The organism is Methylobacterium mesophilicum, assembly GCF_036441335.1.
GTDB classification, from domain to species: domain Bacteria; phylum Pseudomonadota; class Alphaproteobacteria; order Rhizobiales; family Beijerinckiaceae; genus Methylobacterium; species Methylobacterium mesophilicum_B.
Genome location: NZ_MLBW01000004.1, coordinates 4,788 through 29,073 on the forward strand (window position 1 = coordinate 4,788; position 24,286 = coordinate 29,073).

A 24,286-nucleotide genomic window follows, 5' to 3' on the forward strand; every position below is an offset into this window, starting at 1 on the left:
CGGGTCGAGGCGGAGCCCGAGCATCCCTACGCGTCCCGCGGCGGCCTCAAGCTCGCCGCCGCGCTGAACGCGTTCGGCGTCGATCCGGCCGGCCGCGTCGCCCTCGACGTCGGCGCCTCGACGGGCGGCTTCACCGACGTGCTGCTCGCCCGCGGCGCGCGCCACGTCCACGCCGTCGACGTGGGCCGGGGGCAGCTCCATCCGCGCCTCGCCGGGGACCCGCGCGTGACCAACCGCGAGGGCACCGACATCCGCGGCCTCGGCCCGGACGCCCTCGTGCCGCCCCCCGATCTCGCGAGCGTGGACGTGAGCTTCATCGGCCTGCGCCTCGTGCTGCCGGTCCTGCCGGGCCTGCTCGGGCCGGGGTCTCCGATCGTCGCGCTGATCAAGCCGCAATTCGAGGCCGGCCGGGCCCGGGTCGGCCGCGGCGGCCTCGTGCGCGATCCGGCGGTCCACGCCGAGGTCTGCGCGGCCGTCCGCGGGACCCTGGAGGGGCTCGGGGCCGCGATCCTGGGCCTGATCGACTCGCCAGTGCCGGGCGGCGACGGCAATGCCGAGTTCCTGATCGGCGCGAGGTTGCCGTGAGCGACGCAGTGGACAGCGAGACGGTCATCATCCGGGCGCTCGGCGCCCGCGGCGACGGGATCGCCGAGGACGGGACTCCGGTGCCCTACACGCTGCCCGGAGAGCGCGCGGAGATCCGTCGGGAGGCGCGCCGCGCCGCGCTGCTCGGCATCGCCCAGGCCTCGCCCGACCGGGTCGCGCCGTTCTGCCCGTACTACATGCGCTGCGGCGGCTGCCGCACCCAGCACCTCGCGCGGCCCGCGGAACTCGCCTGGAAGCGCGACCTCGTCGCCCAGGCCCTGTCCCAGGCGCGCCTCGACGTGACGCCCGAGGCGACCCTGGACGCCCACGGGGCGGGACGCCGCCGCCTCACCCTGCACGTGCGCGAGATCGGCGGCCGGGCCGAGGCCGGGCTGATGGCGMCGCGCAGGTGCGCGAAGAACTGCTCGCCCGACGGGAAGCCGCCGGGGATCGAGAAGCGCATGTCGTTGGTGTCGAGGGTGTAGGGCACCACGAGGTGGTCCCGGCCGGCGACGCGGACCCAGTAGGGCAGGTCGTCGGCGTAGCTGTCCGAATCGTAGAGGAAGCCGCCCTGNCGGCGACGCTATAACTTCGGCTCTGTACCTGACCCAACGCCTCAGGACTCGCGGTGGTCGTCGCGCAGCATGGCCGGCGCGCTTCATGGCGCCCTCGGTGCCGTGCCGGCCGAGTTCCTCCTCGGCGAGGCCGGTCACGACGATCGGCAGTTCGTGCGGCGGCAGCGCGTCGGTGTAGTGCAGCACCGAGGTGACCGGCAGGTTCTCGCAGCCGACCGGGCCGTCGATGACGACCTGGAGACCCTTGATCGCCGTGAAGACATAGACCGCGCCCCAGTAACCGCCGGCCCTGTCGTGATCGAGGATGAGCATCAGGCCATCTCCCCGATCGGCTTCTTCGGGCCCTCGATCTTCGGACCCTGGCGCCCTGTTCCGGCGGCCCCTGCTGCCCCCCGAACTCGACGCCTTCGACGCGGTGGTGTTCGACCCGCCCCGGGCCGGCGCGGAGGCCCAGGTCCGCCAGATCGCTGCGGCCCGCGTTCCCCTCGTGATCGGCGTCGCCTGCGACGCCGGAACCTTCGCGCGGGACGCGGCCACGCTGGTCGCCGGCGGGTACCGGCTGGAGACCGTCACGCCGGTCGACCAGTTCCGCCACTCGGGCCACGTCGAGATGGTCGGGGTGTTCCGGCGCGAACCCGCGCGGCGGCGCTAGGCCGCGCAACCTGCGGTCAAGTTTCACGTTCTCCCGGCGACGGGAGAGCTTTCATGATCCGCGGATTCCTCGGTACCGCGACGCTCGGCGCGCTGAGCCTCGCCATCGCCACGCCGCTCGCGGCGCAGACGCGGGCCCCCGACCAGACCGGCACGGGCGGCGGCCCGGCCTCGACGATCACGGCACCGAACACCAACAGCTTCGGCGTCACCAAGCCGCCGGGCACCTCCCTCGGCCCCGGCGAAGTGCCGAGCCGCGAGCAGCGGCGGCGCGAGCGCGCCCTGACCGACAAGATCGAGGGCAGCATCTGCGACGGCTGCAACTGAGGTCGCGGCCGCGTTCGCTCCGGCCCAGAATCCGATCCGGCGACGGCCTGTCCCGGCCGCGAGAACGGCCGGCGGCCCGCCCTCCTGAGACGGGACGTCCCGGCGCGGCAAGCCCGGTGATCGCCGCGTCGGCGCACCCCGCCGTCGCGTGCCCGCGTGGGCGCGCCGCCGACACGCCGCCCCTCGGGCGATCCGGCGCGGCAGGGCGTCGGGCATAACGTCAGATCGCGCCCGCTTCGGCCGCCCCGCCGGTCCGGCCGTGGGGAGGGCCGGGCCACACCGCGCGCCCGATACAGCAGCGCCGCGCGATCAGGATTGTTGTCAGCGCATATTTCCATATTGGCCGAAAACAAGCCCACATTCGCAGGCATTAATCCTGTCTTGAAGTCAATATTTTTGTTTTAAAATCCCAGATACATCTCCATAAATTATATAAAATGCTCGATAAAGTGGCGGATTATCAATCAAAAATCCGGATGACGTTTATTGCTTCGCAACTTTCTGCTTCGTAAGACTTACGTATCGCGGGTCCTAGCCTGGTGGGCGGAGACGTACAGCCGCGACTTCAGGTGAGGGAAGCGCCACCATGGCCCTCGTCAAGAAAGCCGCTCTGTCGGGATCGCACGCGCGGGCCCTGAAGAGTGAGCAGGCCAGTCTCAGCCAGCTCGGGCGCCTCAACGAGGAGAGCCGGCGCAAGGCCCGGACCTTCGCCAAGCAGCAGAAGGCGGCGGAGCGCATCGCGGCGGCGACCACCCAGCTCGCCAGCGGCGTGGCGGAGGCCTCGTCGGCGGCGGAGGAGTTGCGCAAGGCGATGGAGCAGATCGCCGCCGGCGCCGAGGAGGCGGCCGGCGCCTCCGAGCAGTCGCAGCGCGCCGTCACGGTCGTGTCGGAGGCGATCGGCACCGCCCGCAGCGAGGCCGAGACCTCGCGCCAGAAATCGGAGGCGCTCCAGGGGCTCATCGCCGGCGTGAGCCAGCAGATCCGGCTCAGCGTCGGCTCGATCGCCACGGCGGCCGAGCGCCAGGCGGCCTCGGTCACCCTGATCGTCGAGCTGGAGCGGCAGGCGGCGAATATCGGCGACATCGTCCGCGCCGTCGCCCGCATCGCCGACCAGACCAATCTCCTGGCCCTGAACGCCGCCATCGAGGCGGCCCGGGCCGGCCAGCACGGCAAGGGTTTCGCGGTGGTCGCCGACGAGGTCCGCACCTTGGCGGAGACCTCGGAGCGCAGCGCCCAGGAGATCCAGGCGCTGATCGGCCGGATCCAGGAGGACGTGAAGGTCATCGCCGAGGGCATCAACCGCGCGTCCGAGGGCGCCCGTCAGGAGGTCCAGCGGGGCGAGACGATCACCGCCCAGCTCGAGGCGGTGCGGCAGGCCATGGTCGAGATCATGCGCGGCGCCGAGGCCATCGCCCGGGCGGCGGTCGAGTCCGAGAAGGCCGCGGGCGAGGCGCAGAAGGGGTCCGAGCTGATCGCGGCGGCGGCCGAGGAGCAGTCCTCCGCCTGCCAGGAATCGCTCAAGACCATCGAGCAGCAGACCACCGCCCTCGGGGAGAGCGAGCAGGCCGCCACCGAGCTCGCGACCCTGATGGCCGAACTCGGCGGGATCGCCGAGACGACCACCCGGGTGCTCCTCGGGATGGCGCGGACGGACCTCGCCGAGGTCAAGGCGCAGAATGCGGCGGTGGGCCACGAGGTGCTGTCGGTCTTCGGCCAGGTTCAGTTCCAGGACGTCGTCCGCCAGCAGATCGAGGCGGTCGATGCCGCGAACGCGACGCTGCAGCTCTGCCTCGACGGCCTGCGCCGCCGGCTTTCGGGCACCGAGCCGGAGCGGGCGATCACGCCCGCGGAGATCCTCGGGACCGCGCGGGCGCGCTACGTCACCCAGATCCAGCGCCGCGTCGACGCGCAGGCCCTCGGCCAAGACCCCGGCTCCCCCCCAGGCTCCTCCCCAGGCTCCTCCCCCGGCCAGGCTGTGGCCGGCCCCGCGGCCCCCGACATCGAGCTGTTCTGACGGGCCGGACCGCGATGTCACGGAAGCGTCAGAAAACAGCGCCACATCCGCGGCACAGCTTGCATCGGCCATCGTGGTGCCGGATGCGGGCTGCGGCCCCGCGCTGTTCCGTGACCGATCCGCATCCGAGACCCGTACGTGATCTTCATCCACCAGCCCGCCGTCGGCGCCGGAGCCACGCTGCTTGAGCGCCGCGTCATCGATCTCCAGGACACGATCCCCGAGGACACGGTCTGGCTCGACCTGATCCGCCCGAGCCGCGAGGAGGAACTGAAGGTCGAGTCGTTCGCGGGCATCGAGGTGCCGACCCGCGAGGAGATGAAGGACATCGAGCCGTCGGAGCTGCTCTACGTCGAGGACGGCGCCCGCTACATGACCGGCCGGGTGCTCTCGAAGGTCAGCGACGCCGAGGAGCCGGGGCTGGCCGGCATCACCTTCATCCTGCGCGGCAACCGGCTGGTGACCGTGCGCCACGAGGAGCCGCAGGCCTTCCGCATGTACACGCAGCGCGCCGGCCGCTCGATGGGCAACGGCGGCGCGTCGACCCCCTCGGGCGAGTCGATCCTGGCCGGGCTGATCGAGGCGGTGATCGACCGGGCCGCCGACGTCCTGCAGCTCCAGGGCGAGCGCATCGACCGCCTGTCGGGCAAGATCTTCGAGGTGCAGGAGGACCCCTCCGCCCGCAACACCGCGCTGCAGGACACGTTGCGGGCGCTGGGCCGGCACGGCGATCTCATCTCCAAGCAGCGGGAGAGCCTCGTCTCCATGGAGCGGATCCTGCTCTCGCTGTCGGCGACCTACCGGACCAACAAGGCCCCGCGCGACCTGCGCGAGGATGTGCGCTCGACCCTGCGGGATCTTCAGTCGCTGGAGGAGCACGCCACCTTCCTGTCGACGAAGATCCAATTCCTGCTCGATGCGACCCTCGGGCTCGTCAACCTCGAGCAGAACAACATCATCAAGCTGTTCTCCGTCATGGCGGTCGTCTTCATGCCGCCGACCCTGATCGCGTCGATCTACGGCATGAATTTTAAGTCCATACCGGAACTAGATTTCGCGTTCGGCTATCCGATGGCGCTGATAATGATGGTCGTGGCCGCCGTATTTCCCTACTTCTTCTTCCGTTGGAAGAAGTGGCTCTGACAACAAATGCTGGTATAGAGCCGACGGAATTTTAAGACCTCTGCGGGAGCATGGTATGGCCTGAAGGCGCGGCACGGCCGCGAGGACGGAACTTCCCATGCGCTTCTCCCTCAAAACGGTCCTCGCCGGTGCCATCGGCCTGCTCGCGCTCGCCGCGGCCGGCCAGGGGATCGCCAGCGTCGTGAGCCTGTCGGAGATCGAGCGGAACGCCGCGGCGATCTCGCAGCAGGCCCTGCCCGTGCAGAACCAGGCCGAGGCCATCGGGACGGCCGTGCAGGACGCGCGCCTGCGGCTCTACCGGCTCGCGGTGGCCTCGCCCGACGCGGCGGCCCTGGACAGGAACCAGACGGCGCTGACCGACGCCCTCGGCGAGCTGTCGGGCCTTCGGCAGGCCTATCAGGAGCGCCTGACGAGCCCGGAGGCCCGCGCGATCTACGAGCGCTTCACCAATGCCTGGAACGCCTACCAGAACGTCCAGCTGCAAGTGGTCGAGCTGATGATCGCGGGCGACCAGCCGGGCGCCCTCGCGCTCGTCCTGGATCCCGCGACGGGGGCGCAGAACGACGCCGCGGTGGCCAGCCTGACCGAGTCGATCGCGGCGGCCCGGGGCCAGACCGAGGCCAACGTCACCCAGACCGTGCAGGCGGCGACGCGGGCCAAGCTGATCGCGCTGATCGCCACCGTGGTCGGCCTCGCGGTCGCGGCGGCCGCGATGCTGTTCGCCCTGTTCGGGATCGCGCGCCCGATCGAGCGCATGACCGGCGCGATGGGCCGCCTCGCCGAGGGCGACGAGACCGTGCCGGTCCCCCATACGGGCCGCCGCGACGAGATCGGCGCGATGGCTGCGGCCGTGCAGGTCTTCAAGGACAACCTGATGCACACCCGCGCCCTGGAGCGGGAGACCGCGCTGGCGCGGGAGGGCGCCGAGGCGCAGCGCCGGCGCGCGGTCCACGCCATGGCCGAGTCGTTCGAGGCCGCGGTCGGCGGCGTGCTGGCCCNGCCTGCGGGCCGACGCCGAGGCGATGAGCGGCACGGCCACGCACACGGCCGAGCGCTCGGCCACGGTGGCGGGCGCCGCGCAGGAGGCCGCCCAGCATGTCGGCACGGTCGCGGCCGCCGCGGAGGAACTCGGCGCCTCGGTGCAGGAGATCGGCCGCCAGGTCGACGGGTCCGCCGAGCTCGCCCGGAGCGCGGTGGTCCAGGCCGGCGACACGGCCGGCCTCGTGCAGGAACTGAGCGACGCCGCGGGCCGGATCGGCGACGTCGTCCGCCTCATCACCGCCATCGCCGGCCAGACGAACCTGCTGGCGCTCAACGCCACCATCGAGGCGGCCCGCGCCGGCGACGCGGGACGCGGCTTCGCGGTGGTCGCCAGCGAGGTGAAGCAGCTCGCCGCTCAGACCGCCCGCGCCACCGAGGAGATCGCCGGTCAGGTCGGCCGCATCCAGGGCGCGACCGGGCAGACCGTGGACGCGATCGACGGGATCGCGGCGCGGATCCGCGAGATCGACGAGGTCGCGACCTCGATCGCGGCCGCCGTCGAGCAGCAGGGCGCGGCCACCCGGGAGATCGCCCGGAACGTCGCCGAGGCGGCGTCCGGGACCGGCGCGGTCACGGGCACGATCGACGCGGTGGCGCGGGCGGCGGACGATACCGGCACGGCCGCCACGCGGATGCTGGCCTCGGCGTCGAGCCTCTCGGAGGAGGCCGCCGAGCTGCGCCGGGAGATCGACGCCTTCCTGCACACGGTGCGCGCGGCCTGAGGTCCAGCCGGGACTCAGCCGGGGCTCGACAGCTTCATCAGGACGAGCCCGGAGCCGATCAGGCCGGCCGCGACGATCCGGCTGGCGCTCGCCTGCTCCCCGAGCACGGCGATGCCGACCAGGAAGGCGCCGACCGCGCCGATGCCGGTCCAGATCGTGTAGGCGGTCCCCAGCGGCAGCGTGCGCATGGCCAGCGCCAGGAAGCCGACGCTGCCGGCCATCGCCGACGCCATGAGGGCGGTCGGCCAGAGGCGCGTGAATCCGTCCGACTGCTTCATCGCGAAGGCCCAGACGACCTCCAGCAGGCCCGCGGTGACGAGATAGATCCAGGCCATGGCGGCCCTCCCGAAAGGGCCGGGCCGTCCCGGACTTGTGCCCCGCGCGGCGGGGGGAGGACGTGGCCTCGCGGCGCGTCAGCTAGAGAGGATCGACCGGGCCCGCAAGCGCGGCGGCGCCGGAAGCTCCGCACCGCCCCATCCTGGATGCCGCGTCAGCGGCCTCCGGAGGCCTCCTCCGAGGCCTCCGCCGCGCTCCGGCAGACGGGAGGATCCGCGGCGCGGATCCCTCAGGCCACCGCCGCGAGGTGCTTGACCTCGGCCTTGGCCACCACCTTGCCGACCGGCGGCGCCTTGCAGGTCTCGGCCTCGGGCGCCAGGACCGGCGGCTGCACCCAGCGGCCGGCGTCGAGGTCGGCGATCCGGCCGTTGATCTCGCGGATGACGTAGCGCGAGAACGGGTAGACGTGCAGGTAGATCACCATATTGGTGACCACCGCCTCCAGGGCGGCCGGGTTGCGGCGGGCGGTCTCCAGGAACACGCTCCAGAAGTGCTTGGCGAGTTCCGGACGCCGCACGGTCATCCGCCAGCACACGCGCAGCAGCGAGTAGAGATCGTGCGCGACGTGGCGCCAGTTGAGCTTCTGGGCGGCGAATTTCGGCCGCTTCACCTGCCGCGCCACCACCCGCACCCGGTCGAAGAAATTCGGCGGGTCGTAGATCTCCTGGAGGACGTCGCGGTAGTCGCCGAGCACGTCGCGCTGCGGGCGCAGGGTCACGAAGTTGATGCCCTGCGTGCACTGGTCGCCCTGGTCGGCGGTCGTCGCCGCGTAGTTCTCGTAGAGGCGGCCCTCCTTGCGCAGGCGGCGCGAGAGCTGCGTGTTCGGCAGCGCGAAGAGCAGGCCGACCATGGCGATCGGGATGCCGGTCTGGCTGATGCACAGCGACATCGCCTTGCTGATGCTGTCCTTCTCGGTGTCGAAGCCGACGATGAAGCCGGCCGTGACGAACATGCCGTGCTCGTAGAGCTTGTGCACGCTGTCGGCGATGGACCGCTTGGTGTTCTGCTTCTTCTGCGTCTGGATCAGCGTCGCCTCGTCGGGCGTCTCGATCCCGGTGAACAGGGCGAAGAAGTTCGCGTCCCGCATCATCCCGAGCAGTTCGTCATCGTCCGCGAGGTTGAGCGAGGCCTCGGTGGAGAACTTGAACGGGTAGCCGTGCGCCTCCTGCCACTGGATCAGGTGCGGCAGGAACAGCTTGATCGCCTTCTTGTTGCCGATCAGGTTGTCGTCGACGAAGTCGACATGGCCGCGGTAGCCGAGGCCGTAGAGCCGGTCGAGCTCGGCCAGCATCTGCGGCGTGGTCTTGGTCCGCGGGGCGCGGCCGTAGAGCTCGATGATGTCGCAGAACTCGCAGGTGAACGGGCAGCCGCGCGAGAACTGGACGCCGATATAGAGGTAGTGGCTGAAGGTCAGCAGGTCGAAGCGCGGGATCGGGCTCTTGGTGACGTCGGCCTTGAACTTCTCGGCCGTGAGCCGGCCGCGGCGCTCGCCGGCCTCCCAGGCGGCCACGAACTTGTCGAGGATGCCCTCGGCCTCGCCGAGCACCAGGAAGTCGGCCTTGTCGTAGACCTCCGGCGTCGAGGTCGGGGCCGGGCCGCCGACGCAGACCGGGGTGCCGAGCGCAACGCAGCGGTCGATGACCACGAGGCAGTCCGGCTCCTGGGGCAGCATGCCGCCGGTCATCACGAGGTCGGCCGCCCGGATCTGCGCGTCCGTCAGCTCCTCGCAGTTGCGGTTGACCAGCGTCACCTGCCAGGCCGGCGGCAGCATCGCGGCGAGCGTGATGAGGCCGAGCGGCGGCGCGGGCGCGCGGGCGCCCTGCAGCTCCATGGCCTCTTTGAAGTTCCACATGGAGTTTTCGTAGAACTTCGGGAACACCATCAGCACGCGCGGGGCCGTGTTCGCTTCCGACATGCCAGTTTCCCTCGTTCACACGCACGGTCCCGACCCGACCGGAGATCGGAGCGGGCACAGGATCGACCCCTGACCTGCGGGCGAATTAAGGCCGTTTTTCGCTCCCGCAGCAATCGGAGCCGCCGATCCCGACAGGACGCGCGTCCGGGCCCCGCGAATCAACCCCGCCGACGGGTCCCGGGGCGGATCCGGCCCGTTTGCCGCGGGGCTGCGCCATTCGGGCGACAGGTCCCGCCGGAACCGTCACGGCCCGACGCGGAACCGCTCCGGCCGCGTCCCGTCGGCGTCGGTGAAGCCGTAGACGCGCGCGAGGTCGCCGGCGTGCAGCACGGCGCCCGCCCGGGCGGCGATGTCGGGGTCGGCGGCGAGCGCCGCCAGCGCCCGGSCGGCGTAGAGGGGGCTCTCGGTGGCGAGCTGCTCCTGGCCGAGGTCGCGCGCCCGCTCGGTGGCGACGAAGCCCGGCGACAGGCCGAGGGCGGTGACGCCGTGGGGCGCGAGTTCCCGGGCGAAGGCCAGGGTCAGCCGGTTGGTCGCGGCCTTGGCGGAATCGTAGAACACGTCGCCGAGGTAATCCTCGGTCCCGAAGGAGACGAGCGCCAGCAGCCCGGCCCGCGCCGCCACCATGGCGGGGGCGACCGCCCGGGCGAGCAGCAGGGCCGGCAGCGGCCCGGCCTCGAGGAGGCCGATGTACGGCTCCGCCGAGCGGCGCCAGAACGGCGTGCCCCAGCCGGCCCCGTCCGGGTAGCGCTCGCCGTCGTAGCCCTCGTTGCCGCTCCACACGCTGCAGGCCACGACGTCGATCCGCCCGAACCGGCGCAGCGCCCAGTGAACCAGCGCGTCGGTGGCCCGCTCGGAGCGGTGGTCGCACAGGTAGTGGTGCCCGCGCCCGCCGGCCGCGTCGACCGCGCGGGCCGTGTCCTCGATCGCCTCGGCGCGCATCTCGGTGCGCGGGCCGGTCTCGCTGGAGCGGGCCGTGACGATCACCGTGGCCCCCGCCTCGCCCAGCGCCCGGGCGAGGCCCCGGCCGACGCCCCGCGACGCGCCCGCGACGAGGCAGATCTTCTGGGAGAGGTCGGGCGGGGTCACGCCGAGGCGGCGGGCTTCGACCGCGACAGGAAGGCGGCGAGCCGCTCCTGGGATTCGGGCGAGCGCAGCTGCGCGTCGAAGGCCTTCGCCTCCGCCTCCAGGGCCGCCTCCACCTGCGCCTGGTCGCCCCGGATCAGCGCCCGGGACGCCGTCAGCGCCCCGCGCGGCAGGGCGGCGAGGCGCGCGGCCTGCGCGATGGCCTGCTCGACCAGCATGTCGGCGGGCAGCACCGCGTTGACGAGGCCCAGGGCCTGCGCCTCGTCGGCCTCGAGCGGCCGCGACAGGAGCAGCAGCTCGGTCGCCCGGAGCCGGCCGACCCGCAGGGGCAGCAGGTAGCTCGACGCCGCCTCCGGCACGAGGCCGAGTTCCACGAACGGCATGCGCAGGCGCGCCGCCGGGCTCGCGTAGACGAGGTCGCAGTGCAGGCAGAGGGTCGCGCCGATGCCGACCGCGATCCCGTCGACCGCCGCCACCATCGGGGTGCGGGTCCGGGCGAGCTGGCGGATGAAGGCCAGCGCCGGCGAGGAACTGAATCCATCACCGGCATGCCCCATGAAGTCGGCGAGGTCGTTGCCGGCGCTGAACATGCCGGGCTGCCCGGCGAAGACCACGGCGCCGACCGCGTCCGACGCGTCGGCCTCCGCCAGGCCCGCGCGCATCGCGTCGTACATGGCGCCCGTCAGGGCGTTCTTCTTCTCCGGACGGTTCAGGATGATCAGGCGGACGCCGCCCGCGCGGTCGTCGATCGTGACGGGTTCGGCCATGGTCCGCTCCTCAAACCGCCAGCGCCAGGGCGGCGTCGTCCGTGAAGGCGCCGCCCTCGACCACCGCCTGCTCCAGGCCGGAGGCGGCGACCAGGAGGTTCTCGGCGTAGAACCGGGCGAGGGCGATGCGGGCCGCGTGCGCCGGATCCGTCTCGCCCGCCTTCCGGGCGGCGCTCGCGGCCAGCGCACCGCGGGCGAGGCAGGCGGCGCCCAGCGTGAGGCCGAACAGGCGCAGGTACGGCGTCGCGCCGCGCCGCCTCGGGGCGGTTCGAGCTCAGCGCGGCGAGCTGGTGGCTCGTCGCCCGGTCGAGGCTGCCGATCCCGTCGCGCAGCCGCGCCGCCATGTGGCCGAAGGCCGGGTCGCCGGCCTTGAGCAGCCCCTCCGCGGCCCGGCGCATCCAGGCGATCTGCGACCGCGCGGTGCCCCCGCCGTTCAGCGGCAGCTTGCGGGCGGTGAGGTCGATGGCCTGGATGCCGTTGGTCCCCTCGTAGATGCCGAGGATGCGGGCGTCGCGCATGAGCTGCGCCGCCCCGGTCTCCTCCACGAAGCCCATGCCGCCGTGGACCTGCACGCCGAGCGAGGTCACCTCGTTGGCGAGGTCGGTGGCGAAGGCCTTCGCCACCGGGGTCAGCAGCGAGGCGCGGTCCAGGGCGGCCTGCCCCTCGGGCCCCTTCGACGCGTCGAGGGCCGCGGCGGTGAGGTAGCAGATGGCGCGGGCGGCGGCCGTCGAGGCCTTCATGGTGAGCAGCATGCGCTGCACGTCCGGATGGGCGGCGATCGGGCTGGTCGCCTCGGCGGCGCCGACGGCCTTGCCCTGGCGGCGCTCCTGCGCGTAGGCCAGCGCCCGCTGGGTCGCGGCCTCGGCGACGCCGACGCCCTGCAGGCCGACATTGAGCCGCGCCGCGTTCATCATCGTGAACATGCAGGCCAGCCCCCTGTTCTCCTGGCCGATCAGCCAGCCGGTGGCGCCGCCGCCGTCGCCGAACGCCATCGAGCAGGTCGGCGAGGCGTGGATGCCGAGCTTGTGCTCGATTCCGGAGCAGCGCAGGTCGTTGCGGGTCCCGTCCGGCAGCACCTTCGGCACCAGGAACAGCGAGATGCCCCGCGTGCCGGCGGGCGCGTCGGGCAGCCGGGCCAGGACGAGGTGGACGATGTTCTCGGCGAGGTCGTGCTCGCCGTAGGTGATGTAGATCTTGTTGCCGATGATCCGGTAGGTGCCGTCGCCCGCCGGCACGGCCCGGGTGCGCAGGAGGGCGAGGTCGGAGCCCGCCTGCGGCTCGGTCAGGTTCATGGTGGCGGGCCATTCACCCGAGACCAGCTTCTCGAGATAGCGCGCCTTCAGGTCGTCGGAGCCGTGGGCCGCCAGCGCCTCGATGCCGCCCTGGGTCAGGAGCGGGCAGAGGCCGAAGGCGAGGTTGGCGCCGTTCCACATCTCCGTGCAGGCGGCCTCGATCAGCTTCGGCAGGCCCTGGCCGCCGTGGTCGGCCTCGGCCGAGAGCCCGTTCCAGCCGCCCTCCGTGAAGGTGCGGTAGGCCTCGCGCCAGCCGGGCGGCGTGGTGACGCGCCCGTCCGCGAAGGGGGTGCCGTGCCGGTCGCCGACCCGGTTGAGCGGCGCGATCACCCCGGCGGCGATCCGCCCGGCCTCGGTCAGGATCGCCTCGGCGTCGTCGGGATCGACCGCGTCGAGCCCGGCCACGTGCCGCAGCGTGAAGAGCATCTCGGGGACCGGGGCGCGGTAACTCATACGATCCTCCCGTGTGGCGGCCCGCCCGCTCGTTCGATCCGGGGCGGGTTTGACCGCGCCCGCGCACCGGCGCTAGGGCGGGGCGAGGATAGGCGCGAGGGGCTCGCGCCGCCATGACCTCGGAGACGGCTTCCCGCATGAATGATCCCGGGTCAACGGTCCCGGCCGCGACCCGGCGGCTCACCGCCGGCGCGGCCGGCCTCGCGGAGGCCGCCGCGCTCCTGCGGGCCGNGGCGCCCGAGGCGGCGGATGCCGACCGGCCGGCGGGTCCGGGCATGCTCGCCTCGCACTACGCGCCGCGGGCGCGTGTCCGGCTCGACGCGGTGCGGGTCGCGCCCGGCGAGGCGGTCCTGCTGTTCGGCTCGCACCTCCCGGCGGATCACGAATTCGCGCGGGCCAGCCTCAACCTGAGCCCGGCGGGCGATCCCGCCGAGGCCGCGTCCCGGCTGTTCGGCGCCCTGCGCGACCTCGACGCCTCGGGCGCCGAGACCATCGCGGTCGCGCCGATCCCCGAGGAGGGCCTCGGCGAGGCGATCCGCGACCGCCTCGCCCGGGCGGCCGCGCCCCGCTGACGGCGCAGAAATTTTCGCCGTCCGCGGAACAGAGTTCGGCCTGATCCGTTTACTGATCACGAAGGCCTTCTCAGCCCCCAATGGCCTTTTTCCTTTCAGGCTCGGAGCAATCCGAGCCTTTTTTCTTGCCTCCTCAGTCTCGGGCCAGCTTGGCCGCGATGCCGGCCACGTGGCGGCCCTGGAACCGCGCGCCCTCCAGCTCGACGGCGCTCGGCTGGCGGGACCCGTCGCCGTCCGCGATCGTGCTGGCGCCGTAGGGCGTGTTGCCCTTCACCGCCTCGACGCCCGCCTGCCCCTGGAAGCTGTAAGGAAGGCCGACCACCACCATGCCGTGGTGGAACAGCACCGTGTGGAAGCTCGTCAGGGTCGTCTCCTGGCCGCCGTGCTGCGAGGCCGTGGAGGTGAAGACCGAGCCGACCTTGCCGACCAGCGCGCCCTTCATCCAGAGGCCGCCGGTCTGGTCGATGAACTGCTTCATCTGCGAGGCCATGTTGCCGTAGCGGGTCGGCGTGCCGAAGATGATCGCGTCGTAATCGGCGAGTTCGGCGACCGTCGCGACCGGCGCCGCCTGATCGAGCTTGAAGTGGTTCTGCCGGGCAACCTCCTCCGGCACCAGCTCGGGCACGCGCTTCACGACGACCTCGGCGCCCGTCTCGCGGGCGCCCTCCGCGACCGCGTAGGCCATCTGCTCCACGTGGCCGTAGGTCGAGTAGTACAGCACCAGAACCTTCGCCATGGGATGGTCTCTCCTGCGTGTCGGACGTCCGGCCGAATCGACGGCCGGCGGAAGGCCCCTGCATCGCGCATTCGCTGCCTTGCAAGAATGCCCCGACATGCAAGATTGATCTTGCACAGACGCAAGGATTTGGGCGTGACGCTCGACTGGGACGAATTCCGGTTCGTGAAGGCCGTGGCCGACCGGGGCGGCCTGACCGCGGCGGCGGCCGAGCTCGGGATCAATCACTCGACGGCGTTCCGGCGCCTCGCCGCCTTGGAGGCACGGCTCGACACGCGCCTGTTCGAGCGGCTGCGCACGGGTTACCTGCCGACCGCCGCCGGGCAGGCGATGATCGAGGCGGCCGGGCGGATCGAGGCGGACGTGGCGCGGTTCTCCCGCGCGGTGGCGGGACAGGGCGAGACGCCGTCCGGCGAGTTGCGGGTGACCGCGCCGGCGGGCTTCGCCGCCGAACTGCTGATGCCGATGCTGGCGAGCTTCGCGGCGCGCTACCCGGAGATCCGGATCGAGCTCATCCTCGCCGAGGCGACGCTCAATCTCTCGCGCCGGGACGCCGACGTGGCGATCCGGATCAGCCGGGAGCCGAGCGAGACCCTGGTCGGGCGCCGACTCGCCCTCACCGCCTGGGCGGTCTACGGCCGCGCCGATCGCACCTACGGCGACCTCGCCCGCGAGGACTGGGTCAGCCCGGGTCCGGCGGTGGCGGGAGGGACGCTCACCCGGTTCGTTGAGGCGCGGGCGCCGCCCGACCGAATCCGCCTCCGGATCAACGCGGTGCTGGGCCTGGAGGCGGCGGTGGAGGCGGGCCTCGGCATCGGCCCGCTCCCCTGCTTCACGGCCGACGTCAACCCGGCGCTGCGTCGCCTGTCCGGACCGCACCCGGAACTCGGGGCAGATCTCTGGATCCTGACGCATCCGGACCTGCGCCACGCGGCGCGGGTCCGGGCCTTCATGGAGCACGTCGCCGAGGCGCTGCTGCCGCTGCGGCCGCGCTTCGAGGGGCGGTGACCCGCCTCAGCGGATCTCGACCACCTCGACCTCGTGGCCGTTCACCTCGACCACGTCGCCGATCGTCTTGCCGGTGATCGCCCGGGCCAGCGGTGCCACGTACGAGATCGAGCCCTTGTGCGGGTCGGCCTCGTCCTCGCCGACGATCCGGAAGGTCTGCCGGGTCTCCTTGCCGGCCTCGTCCTCGCGGAGCACCGTGACGATGGAGCCGAACTGCACGGTGTCGCCGCCCTTCGGCTCCACGAGCTGCGCGGTGTTCTTCCGGGCCGCCCAGTAGCGCAGGTCGCGCCCGATGCGGGAATCCTCCGCCTTGTCGGCGGGGTCCAGCGAGGCGACCTCCTTCTCCAGGCGCGCGACCTCGGCCTCGATCTGCGCGAGCCCCTCCGGCGTGACGAAGTTCGTGTGCGGCGAGATCGGCCGATCCGGCAGATTCTCGAACGCTTCCCCACCCTCGGGCTCTTTGACGAATGCGACGCTCATGAAGACGCCAACACGCGAGGTACGGCGAAGGTTCCCGCGCGACCGCGTTTCGGCCGGCCCGGCGTTTTCGCAATGGCGCGGGACGGGTACCGCTCGCTAGACTCTCGGGCGAGTCACCCGGAGCCGTCGATGTCGTCCCTGTCAGCCGCCGAGGCCGTCGCCGCCAACCGCCAGGCCTGGGATGCCTCCGCGCCGCTGCACCGGGACGACCCGTCGTGGGACCGGCTCACGCGGTCCTTCGCGCAGGATCCCGGCTTCTCCTGCTTCGACCCGCCGATGGAGGCGGCCCTGCGGGCGATCGGGCTCGCCGGGGCCTCCGTCGCGCAGCTCTGCTGCAACAACGGGCGCGAGACGGTCTCGCTGATGAATCTCGGCGCCCGGTCGGCGACCGGGTTCGACCAGTCGGAGGCGTTCCTCGCCCAGGCCAGGGAGCTCGCCGGCATCGCCGGGCGCGACTGCCGCTTCGTCGCGGGCGACGTGCACGCGATCGAGGCGCGCTACGACGGCGCCTTCGACCTCGCGGTGATCACCATCGGCGTGCTGGGCTGGATGCCCGACCTGCCGCGCTTCCTCGCCGTGGCGGCGCGTCTCCTGCGCCCGGGCAGCCGGATCCTCGTCCACGAGGAGCATCCCGTCGTGAACATGTTCGAGCCGCGGGCGGAGCAGCCGCTCCTGGTCCGGCACTCCTATTTCCGCACGGCGCCGTTCGTGGGCGAGGACGCCATCGTGTACGGCGACGGGCCGGTCCCGCGGGTCGGACCGCATTACTGGTTCGCCCACCCCGTCGGCGCGCTGATCGAGAGCCTGATCGGCGCGGGCCTCGCGATCGAGCGGTTCCGGGAATTCCCCGACAACATCAGCACGACGGCCTGCGACGCGCTCGCCGCCGACCGGCTCCTGCCGATGAGCTACCTGCTCCAGGCCCGGAAAGGCGCCTGACGGACGCCGGACCTACGCCACCGTCACCACGGTCCGGCCCCGGACCTTGCCGGCCAGGATCTCGTCGCCGAGCCGGCCGACCTCCTCCAGGCGGACCGTGCTGGTCATGGCGGCGAGCTTGCCGAGGTCGAGCTCGCGGGCGAGGCGCGCCCAGGCCGCCCGGCGCTTCGGCTGCGGGGTGGTGACGCTGTTGATGCCGAGGAGCGACACGCCGCGGAGGATGAAGGGCGCCACCGAGGTCGGCAGGTCCATGCCCTGCGCCAGCCCACAGGCCGCGACGGCGCCGTCCGCCCGGGTCATGGCGAGGACGTTGGCGAGGGTCGTGGAGCCGACGGCGTCGACGCCCGCGGCCCAGCGCTCCTTGCCCAGCGGCTTGCCGGGCTTCGACAGTTCGGCCCGGTCGAGGATCTCGGCCGCACCGAGCCCCTTCAGGTAGTCGGACTCGCCGTCCCGGCCGGTGGAGGCGATCACGTGCCAGCCCGCCCGGGCGAGGAGCGCCACCGCGACGGAGCCGACGCCGCCCGAGGCGCCGGTGACGATCACCGGGCCGTGCTCGGGCGTCACGCCGTGGGCGTCCAGCGCCATGCAGCACAGCATCGCCGTGTAGCCGGCGGTGCCCACCGCCATGGCCTGCTCGGCCGTGAGTCCCTGCGGCAGCGGCACCAGCCAGTCGCCCTTGACCCGGGCGCGCTGCGCGTAGGCGCCGAGATGGGTCTCGCCGACGCCCCAGCCGGTGAGCACGACCGCGTCGCCCGGCCTGTAGTCCGGATGGTCTGAGGTCTCGACGATCCCGGAGAAGTCGATGCCCGGGATCATCGGAAAGCGGCGCACCACCGGCGACTTGCCAGTGAGCGCGAGGCCGTCCTTGTAGTTCAGGGTCGAGTGCGTCACCCGCACGGTGACGTCGCCGCCCATCAGGTCGGCGTCGTCGAAATCCCTGAAGGCGAGGCTCTGGCCGGCCTCGCCCTTGTCGACCACCCAGGCCTTGAACGTCCCCATCGTCACCTCCCGTGCTGCGCGGTGAGGTGTGGCCGGGACGCCCGGAATCAAGGCGGACGGCGGTCGTTACCGGCTCAGTATCCCTCGTACCGGCTGCCCGTGTAGAAGCCGAGACCGACGCCGATATCCGACGAGCTGGCCCCGGTGATGCCGAGGGCGTCCGGGATGGAGCCGACGAGCGGCCCACCGTAGGCCGCGGGCCGGTAGCCGTAGCCCCCGCCGTACCCCCCGCCGATCGGCGCCCAGCCGGCCCGGGCCGGCGCCACGAGGACGCGGCGGCTGACGCTGGCGTATTCCGGCGGGATCGTCTCGGGGATCGTCTGTGCCGGGCGGACCAGCACGGTCCGGGTGCGGACCGCGAAGCGCGGGGGCGCGGTCACCCAGCAGCCGATCAGCTCGCCGCCGGGGCCGCGGCTGGTTTGCCAGTAGCGGCCGCCGGGCGAGACCATCACGCGCTCCGACACCGTGTCGTAGACCGGCGGCGTGGTGCGGTAGACCGTCCGGGGCGGACGCACCAGCACGTTCTCCTGCACGGTGTCGTAGACCGGCGGCGTGACGACGCGGCGATAGCATTCGGAGCCGTAGCAGCCGCCGGCCTGGGCGGGAGCGGCGAGGAGCGCGCCGCCGAGGGCGGCGGCGAGGAGAGCGGTGCGAGCGACCGGCACGGTCATGGAAGTCCTCTGATACGCATTACTGCGAGACGCGGCGCGAGCGCGGCGCTCGTCTCGACGTACCAGAGGCCAGACTCGTTGCCCGGCGCGCAAGCATTATCGGGAAGGAAGGTAAAATTAACCCTTGGTTTCGACTGCTTAGGCGTCAGCTACCTAGGTAGGATTGTTCGGATCTTCGACAGTCCCTCTTATGAAGTCCGACGCGGCCCGGGTCAGGTCTGGCCGGCCCGGAGCTGGTAGAAGATGTGCCGGCCGATCACGTCCATCTTGCGCAGGCGGCGGGCCCAGCCCGGACGCACGTAGTCGGCGTGGTAGTGGGTCGCGGCGCCGACCTCCGCGAGGTAGGTCCGGCCCTCGATCACCGAGCGGGCGATGCGGGTGGCGGACTCCCAGGCGCCGGCATCGGTGATGCGCAGGGACTTGCCCTCGCAGGCGAAGGAGAACTGGCAGCCCATGTAGTGGTGCCGGTTCTGGTAGACGACGCCGCAGACGCTCGCCGGGTAGAGGCCGCTCTTCACCCGGTTGAGCACCACCTGGGCGACGGCGGCCTGGCCGGCCTCGGGCTCGCTCCGGGCCTCGAAATAGACCGCCTCGGAGAGGCAGCGCTGCTCCTTGTCGAGGGCGTTCGGGTCGATCAGGTCGGCGTAGCGCCGGCGCGCGTCCTCGGGCACCGACTGGGCGCCGTCCGGGCGCTCGGTGCGGATCGCGAAGTCGGGGAGCGCGAGGCTCGCCGCGGCGATCTCGACGGGGATCGCGTCCGCGGGCGCCGGCGTCGTGGACGACAGGGCGATGGCCCGCGGCACCGGCGGGGTCGAGCCGTCGAAGCGCTCGGGGCCGCCATCCTCGGTGAGGTCGGCCGTCCCCGCGCCCGTGGAGGCGGCGGTGCCGCTGCCGGTGGTGAGGCCGAGATCCGGCACGGGGACGAAGGCGGCCTCCGGCTCGGATTCCGGATCCCAGATCGCGGAGCCCTGCGTCAGCACGCCGGTGACGCTGCCGGTGACGTCGCCGAAGACCAGGGCGCCGCCCGCCTCGCGCAGGCTCGCGGCCCGGCGGGCGAAGCTCTCGGCCGGCGGCCGGGTCGGGTCGCCCTTGCCGGCCCGCTGCACGACGGGGAAGACGTGCGCGCCGGTCTTGAAGATCGCCTGGGGCGGCTCGTCGCCGAGGCGGCGGAGGGCCGACCCGATCAGCAGGGTGCCGGGCGGCAGCGGCGGGACCGTGTCGGCATCGATCACCCCGAGCCGGCTCGCCCCGATGGCGTTCTCCGTGCCGGCATCGGCGGTGAACGACACCAGCAGGCCCAGCCCGACCATCCAGGGCGTCAGGGCCGCCGAGAGCCAGCGCAGGCTCGATTCCCGTCCTCGTCTCGTGCCCACGACGCCAGACCCGCACTCACGCACCCGAACCGGCCCGATCCTCCCCGTTTCCAGGGTGTTTCTGCGGCCGCGCCGAATTTATCGCGCGGTATGGTTGAGCCGCCGTTAAGGCCGGATGGACCCGCGTGTCTCGATCCGGCCTCGGATGGGACGGTACCGTCGACGCTTCCGAACCCCTTCAACGCGAGCGCAGCGAAGCGACCCAGGGATCGCCCGGGTCGGGGATCGCGCGCCACCCCGGCCTGCTTCGCTGCGCTCGCGAAGACGGCGGCGCTGAGCGAGGCACGCCACGAAAGAAAAGGGCGGCCCGAAGGCCGCCCTCTCTCGTCTCGGACCTGCCGGCCGCCTCACTCGGCGGCGGCGGGCGGAAGCTCCTCGACCGGCATCGCGCCGCTCTCGGTCTGCTTCTGCTGCAGGATCATCGCGTCGCGGCGGCGGGCGATGGCGCGGATATCCGCCACCATCGAGCCGGTACCCGCCGGAATCAGCGAGCCGACGATCACGTTCTCCTTCAGGCCTTCCAGGGTGTCGACCTTGCCGTTGACCGCCGCCTCGGTGAGGACGCGGGTGGTCTCCTGGAACGAGGCCGCCGAGATGAACGACTTCGTCTGCAGCGACGCCTTGGTGATGCCGAGCAGGACCGGGACGCCCTGGATCGGCTTCTTGCCCTCGGCGAGCAGCTTCTCGTTGTAGTCGGTCAGCTCCGTGCGATCGATCTGGTCGCCCGAGAGGATGTCCGAATCGCCGCCGTCGGTCACCTCGACCTTCTGCAGCATCTGGCGGACGATCACCTCGATGTGCTTGTCGTTGATCGACACGCCCTGCAGCCGGTAGACCTCCTGGATCTCGTTGACGAGGTAGGCCGCGAGCTCCTCGACGCCCTTGATCGCCAGGATGTCGTGCGGCGCCGGGTTTCCGTCGACGATGTAATCGCCGAGTTCGACCACGTCCCCGTCCTGCAGGTGGATGTGCTTGCCCTTCGGGATCAGGTACTCGACCGCCTCCGAGCCGTCATGCGGCGTCAGCGTGAGCCGACGCTTGTTCTTGTAGTCGCGGCCGAACGCGATGGTGCCCGACTTCTCGGCGATGATCGCCGCATCCTTCGGGCGCCGGGCCTCGAACAGCTCCGCCACCCGCGGCAGACCGCCGGTGATGTCGCGGGTCTTGGCCGAGTCGGTCGAGACGCGGGCGAGGATGTCGCCGGCCTTGACCGTCGCGCCCGGGTCGAAGCCGATGATGGCGTCGACCGGGAGGAAGTAGCGGGCGTCCGAGCCGCGCGGCAGCTTGAGCGCCTTGCCGTCCCGGTCGACCACGACCATCGCGGGCTTCAGGTCCGAGGTCCGGGCCGACCCGCGCCAGTCGACGACGACGCGCTTGGCGATGCCGGTCGACTCATCGGTGGTCTCGGTCATGGACTGGCCGTCGACCAGATCCTCGTAGGCCACGATGCCGTCGACCTCGGTGAGGATCGGACGGGTGTAGGGATCCCACTCGGCGATCCGCTGCCCGCGCTTGATCTTGTCGCCCTCGTCGACCCGGAGCTTGGCGCCGTACTGCAGGCGGTGGACCGCCCGCTCGACCCCGTCCGACCCGACGATGACGACCGCCACGTTGCGGCCGGTGGCGATCAGGTCACCGTCCGTGTTCTTGGCGATCGCGCGGTTGCGGATCTTGATCGTGCCCTCGAAGCTCGACTCGATGAAGGACGAGTCGGCGATCTGGGCCGCGCCGCCGATGTGGAAGGTGCGCATCGTGAGCTGCGTGCCCGGCTCGCCGATCGACTGCGCCGCGATGACGCCGACCGCCTCGCCCATGTTGACGGGCGTGCCGCGGGCGAGGTCGCGCCCGTAGCAGGTGGCGCAGACGCCGCTCTTGGTGGCGCAGACCAGCACCGAGCGGATCTTCACCTCCTGGATGCCGGCGGCGTTGATCGCCGGCAGGTGCCGCTCCTCGATGGTCTCGCCGGTCTTGACGATCACCGTGCCGTCCGCGGCCACGAGATCCTCCGCCGTGGCGCGGCCGAGGATGCGGGTGGCGAGCGTCGCCACGACCTGGCCGGCATCCACGATGGCGCGCATCTTGATGCCGCTGGTCGTGCCGCAATCCACCTCGCGGATGACCGCGTCCTGCGCCACGTCGACGAGGCGGCGGGTCAGGTAGCCGGAGTTGGCGGTCTTCAGCGCGGTGTCGGCGAGGCCCTTACGGGCACCGTGCGTGGAGTTGAAGTACTCCAGCACGTCCAGGCCTTCCTTGAAGTTCGAGATGATCGGGGTCTCGATGATCTCGCCCGACGGCTTGGCCATGAGGCCGCGCATCGCCGCGAGCTGCTTCATCTGGGCAGGCGAGCCGCGGGCACCCGAGTGGCTCATCATGTAGATCGAGTTGACCTGCTTGTCGGCGCCCTTCTCGTCCTTCTGGACGCTGGAGATGCGGCCCATCATCTCGGCGGCCAGCTTGTCCGAGCACTTCGCCCAGGCATCGACCACCTTGTTGTACTTCTCGCCCTGGGTGATCAGGCCGTCGTTGTACTGCTGCTCGTAATCCTTCACGAGCGCGCGGGTCGTGTCGACGATCGACCACTTGTTCTCCGGCACGACCATGTCGTCCTTGCCGAACGAGATGCCGGCCTTGAACGCGTGGTTGAAGCCGAGCGCCATGATCCGGTCGCAGAAGATCACCGACTCCTTCTGACCGCAGTGGCGGTAGACGGTGTCGATCATCGCCGAGATCTCCTTCTTGGTCATCAGCTTGTTGACGACGTCGAAGGGCACCTTGGCGTGCTTCGGCAGGGCGCCGGACAGGATCACCCGGCCCGGGGTGGTCTCGTAGGTCTTGGTCAGGGGCTCGCCGTCCGGGCCGATGCCGGTCCAGCGCCACTTGATCTTCGAGTGCAGCGACACGGCCTTGGCGGCCAGGGCGTGCTCCAGCTCGCCCATGTCGCCGTAGACGCCCTGCATCGGGTTCTTGGCGTTGTCGGCCTTGTACTCGCCCGGCGCACCCTCGGCCACGATCGACAGGTAGTAGAGGCCGAGCACGATGTCCTGCGACGGCACGATGATCGGCTGACCGTTGGCCGGGTGCAGGATGTTGTTGGTCGACATCATCAGGACGCGCGCTTCCAGCTGCGCCTCGAGCGACAGCGGGACGTGCACGGCCATCTGGTCGCCGTCGAAGTCGGCGTTGAACGCGGCGCAGACCAGCGGGTGCAGCTGGATCGCCTTGCCCTCGATCAGCTTCGGCTCGAAGGCCTGGATGCCCAGCCGGTGCAGCGTCGGCGCGCGGTTCAGCATCACCGGGTGCTCCCGGATCACCTCATCGAGGATGTCCCAGACCTCCGGCTTCTCCTTCTCGACGAGCTTCTTGGCCTGCTTGACGGTGGCCGAGAAGCCCTTGGCGTCGAGGCGCGCGTAGATGAACGGCTTGAACAGCTCCAGAGCCATCTTCTTGGGCAGGCCGCACTGGTGCAGCTTCAGCTCCGGGCCGACCACGATGACCGAGCGGCCCGAGTAGTCGACGCGCTTGCCGAGCAGGTTCTGGCGGAACCGGCCCTGCTTGCCCTTCAGCATGTCGGCGAGCGACTTCAGCGGGCGCTTGTTGGCGCCCGTGATGACGCGGCCGCGGCGGCCGTTGTCGAACAGGGCGTCGACCGCCTCCTGCAGCATCCGCTTCTCGTTGCGGATGATGATGTCGGGGGCGCGCAGCTCGATCAGCCGCTTCAGGCGGTTGTTGCGGTTGATGACGCGGCGGTACAGGTCGTTCAGGTCGGAGGTCGCGAAGCGGCCGCCGTCCAGCGGGACCAGCGGACGCAGGTCCGGCGGGATCACCGGCACGACCGTGAGGATCATCCATTCCGGCTTGTTGCCGGACATCTGGAAGGCCTCGATGATCTTGAGCCGCTTCAGGAGCTTCTTGGGCTTCAGCTCCGAGGTGGTGACGGCGATCTCCTCGCGCAGATCGTTGGCGATCTTGTCGAGGTCGAGCTCCTGCAGGATGCGCCGGATGGCCTCGGCGCCGATCATGGCGGTGAACGAGTCCTCGCCGTACTCCTCCTGCGCGCGCAGGTACTCCTCCTCCGACAGGAGCTGGCGCTCCTTCAGGGGGGTGAGGCCCGGCTCGATGACGCAGTACGACTCGAAGTACAGGATCCGCTCGAGGTCCTTGAGCGCCATGTCGAGCAGCAGGCCGATGCGGCTCGGCAGCGACTTCAGGAACCAGATGTGCGCGACGGGGGCGGCGAGCTCGATGTGGCCCATGCGGTCGCGCCGGACGCGCGCGAGGGTGACCTCGACGCCGCACTTCTCGCAGATGACGCCCTTGTACTTCATGCGCTTGTACTTGCCGCACAAGCACTCGTAGTCCTTGATCGGCCCGAAGATGCGCGCGCAGAACAGGCCGTCGCGCTCGGGCTTGAAGGTCCGGTAGTTGATGGTCTCGGGCTTCTTGATCTCGCCGTACGACCAGGAGAGGATCTTCTCCGGGGACGAGATCGAGATCTTGATCTGGTCGAAGCTGACCGGCGTGGCCTGCTGGTTGAAAAGGTTCATGACCTCTTGGTTCATGATCCGCTCCTTGTTGACGCCGACAGCCCCGCGCCGGGCCACCGC

Annotated in this window: 17 protein-coding genes and 6 pseudogenes; 10 read left to right on the forward strand and 13 right to left on the reverse strand. The window is 71.4% G+C overall.

What is annotated here, in order from left to right; all coding sequences use genetic code 11:
* Together MMR14E_RS02295 and MMR14E_RS02300 are read left to right on the forward strand one after the other, a co-directional pair.
* Positions 1-585 (forward strand): TlyA family RNA methyltransferase (locus MMR14E_RS02295; RefSeq protein WP_331312638.1); only part of this gene is annotated, 585 nt, incomplete at its 5' end.
* Positions 582-1,070 (forward strand): hypothetical protein, encoded by a 489-nt coding sequence (locus tag MMR14E_RS02300; RefSeq protein WP_331312639.1) that lies wholly within the window; start codon positions 582-584, stop codon positions 1,068-1,070. The genes MMR14E_RS02295 and MMR14E_RS02300, both read left to right, overlap by 4 nt.
* Here MMR14E_RS02300 and MMR14E_RS02305 read toward each other — a convergent pair.
* Both MMR14E_RS02305 and MMR14E_RS02310 read right to left on the reverse strand, forming a co-directional pair.
* Positions 983-1,159, reverse strand: a pseudogene (locus tag MMR14E_RS02305) (allantoinase); the annotation flags it as partial. The gene MMR14E_RS02300 and the pseudogene MMR14E_RS02305 overlap by 88 nt on opposite strands.
* A 55-nt stretch (positions 1,160-1,214) precedes the next feature.
* Positions 1,215-1,472, reverse strand: a pseudogene (locus MMR14E_RS02310) (chlorophyllide reductase subunit Z); the annotation flags it as partial.
* 55 nt (positions 1,473-1,527) lie between these two features.
* On the opposite strand from MMR14E_RS02310, the pseudogene MMR14E_RS02315 reads away from it, so the two are divergent.
* The 5 genes and pseudogenes from MMR14E_RS02315 to MMR14E_RS02335 all read left to right on the forward strand — a co-directional run.
* Positions 1,528-1,812, forward strand: a pseudogene (locus MMR14E_RS02315) (RNA methyltransferase); the annotation flags it as partial.
* Positions 1,813-1,865: 53 nt separating this feature from the next.
* Positions 1,866-2,138 carry a hypothetical protein gene (locus MMR14E_RS02320; RefSeq protein ID WP_331312640.1) on the forward strand — a complete coding sequence of 91 codons (273 nt, stop codon included), beginning with the start codon at positions 1,866-1,868 and terminating at the stop codon, positions 2,136-2,138.
* Positions 2,139-2,724: 586 nt separating this feature from the next.
* On the forward strand, positions 2,725-4,152 hold the full coding sequence (locus MMR14E_RS02325; RefSeq protein ID WP_331312641.1) for a methyl-accepting chemotaxis protein: 1,428 nt from the start codon (positions 2,725-2,727) through the stop codon (positions 4,150-4,152).
* Between the two features lie 138 nt (positions 4,153-4,290).
* Positions 4,291-5,295 (forward strand): magnesium transporter CorA family protein, encoded by a 1,005-nt coding sequence (locus tag MMR14E_RS02330; protein WP_012320756.1) that lies wholly within the window; start codon positions 4,291-4,293, stop codon positions 5,293-5,295.
* Positions 5,296-5,392: 97 nt separating this feature from the next.
* Positions 5,393-7,058, forward strand: a pseudogene (locus MMR14E_RS02335) (methyl-accepting chemotaxis protein).
* A gap of 14 nt (positions 7,059-7,072) precedes the next feature.
* Here the strand turns inward: MMR14E_RS02335 and MMR14E_RS02340 are convergent.
* From MMR14E_RS02340 to MMR14E_RS02360, 5 genes and pseudogenes are all read right to left on the reverse strand, one after another.
* Positions 7,073-7,393, reverse strand: a complete 321-nt coding sequence (locus MMR14E_RS02340; RefSeq protein ID WP_331312642.1) for a multidrug efflux SMR transporter — start codon at positions 7,391-7,393, stop codon at positions 7,073-7,075.
* 230 nt (positions 7,394-7,623) lie between these two features.
* Complete coding sequence (locus MMR14E_RS02345; RefSeq protein ID WP_331312643.1) at positions 7,624-9,309, reverse strand: B12-binding domain-containing radical SAM protein; 1,686 nt, start codon at positions 9,307-9,309, stop codon at positions 7,624-7,626.
* Positions 9,310-9,552: 243 nt separating this feature from the next.
* Positions 9,553-10,395 carry an SDR family NAD(P)-dependent oxidoreductase gene (locus tag MMR14E_RS02350; protein ID WP_331312644.1) on the reverse strand — a complete coding sequence of 281 codons (843 nt, stop codon included), beginning with the start codon at positions 10,393-10,395 and terminating at the stop codon, positions 9,553-9,555.
* Positions 10,392-11,159 carry an enoyl-CoA hydratase-related protein gene (locus MMR14E_RS02355; RefSeq protein WP_331312645.1) on the reverse strand — a complete coding sequence of 256 codons (768 nt, stop codon included), beginning with the start codon at positions 11,157-11,159 and terminating at the stop codon, positions 10,392-10,394. Before MMR14E_RS02355 ends, MMR14E_RS02350 begins: the two co-directional genes overlap by 4 nt.
* Positions 11,160-11,169: 10 nt before the next feature.
* A pseudogene (locus tag MMR14E_RS02360) lies at positions 11,170-12,904 on the reverse strand (acyl-CoA dehydrogenase).
* A gap of 173 nt (positions 12,905-13,077) precedes the next feature.
* On the opposite strand from MMR14E_RS02360, the pseudogene MMR14E_RS02365 reads away from it, so the two are divergent.
* Positions 13,078-13,476: pseudogene (locus MMR14E_RS02365) on the forward strand (Sua5 family C-terminal domain-containing protein); the annotation flags it as partial.
* A gap of 133 nt (positions 13,477-13,609) precedes the next feature.
* Here MMR14E_RS02365 and wrbA read toward each other — a convergent pair.
* Complete coding sequence (gene wrbA / locus MMR14E_RS02370) at positions 13,610-14,212, reverse strand: NAD(P)H:quinone oxidoreductase (protein ID WP_012320764.1); 603 nt, start codon at positions 14,210-14,212, stop codon at positions 13,610-13,612.
* A gap of 135 nt (positions 14,213-14,347) precedes the next feature.
* On the opposite strand from wrbA, the gene MMR14E_RS02375 reads away from it, so the two are divergent.
* Positions 14,348-15,220 (forward strand): LysR family transcriptional regulator, encoded by an 873-nt coding sequence (locus MMR14E_RS02375; RefSeq protein WP_331312646.1) that lies wholly within the window; start codon positions 14,348-14,350, stop codon positions 15,218-15,220.
* Between the two features lie 6 nt (positions 15,221-15,226).
* Here the strand turns inward: MMR14E_RS02375 and greA are convergent, their stop codons facing one another.
* Positions 15,227-15,700 (reverse strand): transcription elongation factor GreA, encoded by a 474-nt coding sequence (gene greA / locus MMR14E_RS02380; RefSeq protein WP_331312647.1) that lies wholly within the window; start codon positions 15,698-15,700, stop codon positions 15,227-15,229.
* A gap of 129 nt (positions 15,701-15,829) precedes the next feature.
* Here greA and MMR14E_RS02385 point away from each other — a divergent pair, with 129 nt between their 5' ends.
* Positions 15,830-16,639 carry a class I SAM-dependent methyltransferase gene (locus tag MMR14E_RS02385; RefSeq protein ID WP_331312648.1) on the forward strand — a complete coding sequence of 270 codons (810 nt, stop codon included), beginning with the start codon at positions 15,830-15,832 and terminating at the stop codon, positions 16,637-16,639.
* 12 nt (positions 16,640-16,651) lie between these two features.
* On the opposite strand, the gene MMR14E_RS02390 is transcribed toward MMR14E_RS02385, so the two are convergent.
* The 4 genes from MMR14E_RS02390 to rpoC all read right to left on the reverse strand — a co-directional run bounded on the left by MMR14E_RS02390 (position 16,652) and on the right by rpoC (position 24,241).
* Positions 16,652-17,638, reverse strand: a complete 987-nt coding sequence (locus MMR14E_RS02390) for an MDR family oxidoreductase (RefSeq protein WP_331312649.1) — start codon at positions 17,636-17,638, stop codon at positions 16,652-16,654.
* Between the two features lie 74 nt (positions 17,639-17,712).
* On the reverse strand, positions 17,713-18,309 hold the full coding sequence (locus tag MMR14E_RS02395; protein ID WP_331312650.1) for a hypothetical protein: 597 nt from the start codon (positions 18,307-18,309) through the stop codon (positions 17,713-17,715).
* Positions 18,310-18,521: 212 nt separating this feature from the next.
* Positions 18,522-19,619 (reverse strand): cell wall hydrolase, encoded by a 1,098-nt coding sequence (locus tag MMR14E_RS02400; protein WP_331312744.1) that lies wholly within the window; start codon positions 19,617-19,619, stop codon positions 18,522-18,524.
* Between the two features lie 410 nt (positions 19,620-20,029).
* A complete protein-coding gene (gene rpoC, locus MMR14E_RS02405; protein ID WP_331312651.1) occupies positions 20,030-24,241 on the reverse strand; it encodes a DNA-directed RNA polymerase subunit beta' in 4,212 nt (1,403 codons plus the stop codon).
* Between the last annotated feature and the right edge of the window lie 45 nt (positions 24,242-24,286).

Coding starts and splice junctions, on each gene's coding strand:
- MMR14E_RS02320 (WP_331312640.1), top strand. CDS start 1,866: ATGATCCGCGGATTCCTCGGTACCGCGACGCTCGGCGCGCTGAGCCTC.
- MMR14E_RS02325 (WP_331312641.1), top strand. CDS start 2,725: ATGGCCCTCGTCAAGAAAGCCGCTCTGTCGGGATCGCACGCGCGGGCC.
- MMR14E_RS02340 (WP_331312642.1), bottom strand. CDS start 7,393: ATGGCCTGGATCTATCTCGTCACCGCGGGCCTGCTGGAGGTCGTCTGG.
- MMR14E_RS02345 (WP_331312643.1), bottom strand. CDS start 9,309: ATGTCGGAAGCGAACACGGCCCCGCGCGTGCTGATGGTGTTCCCGAAG.
- MMR14E_RS02355 (WP_331312645.1), bottom strand. CDS start 11,159: ATGGCCGAACCCGTCACGATCGACGACCGCGCGGGCGGCGTCCGCCTG.
- wrbA (WP_012320764.1), bottom strand. CDS start 14,212: ATGGCGAAGGTTCTGGTGCTGTACTACTCGACCTACGGCCACGTGGAG.
- greA (WP_331312647.1), bottom strand. CDS start 15,700: ATGAGCGTCGCATTCGTCAAAGAGCCCGAGGGTGGGGAAGCGTTCGAG.
- MMR14E_RS02385 (WP_331312648.1), top strand. CDS start 15,830: ATGTCGTCCCTGTCAGCCGCCGAGGCCGTCGCCGCCAACCGCCAGGCC.
- MMR14E_RS02390 (WP_331312649.1), bottom strand. CDS start 17,638: ATGGGGACGTTCAAGGCCTGGGTGGTCGACAAGGGCGAGGCCGGCCAG.
- MMR14E_RS02395 (WP_331312650.1), bottom strand. CDS start 18,309: ATGACCGTGCCGGTCGCTCGCACCGCTCTCCTCGCCGCCGCCCTCGGC.
- MMR14E_RS02400 (WP_331312744.1), bottom strand. CDS start 19,619: ATGGTCGGGCTGGGCCTGCTGGTGTCGTTCACCGCCGATGCCGGCACG.
- rpoC (WP_331312651.1), bottom strand. CDS start 24,241: ATGAACCAAGAGGTCATGAACCTTTTCAACCAGCAGGCCACGCCGGTC.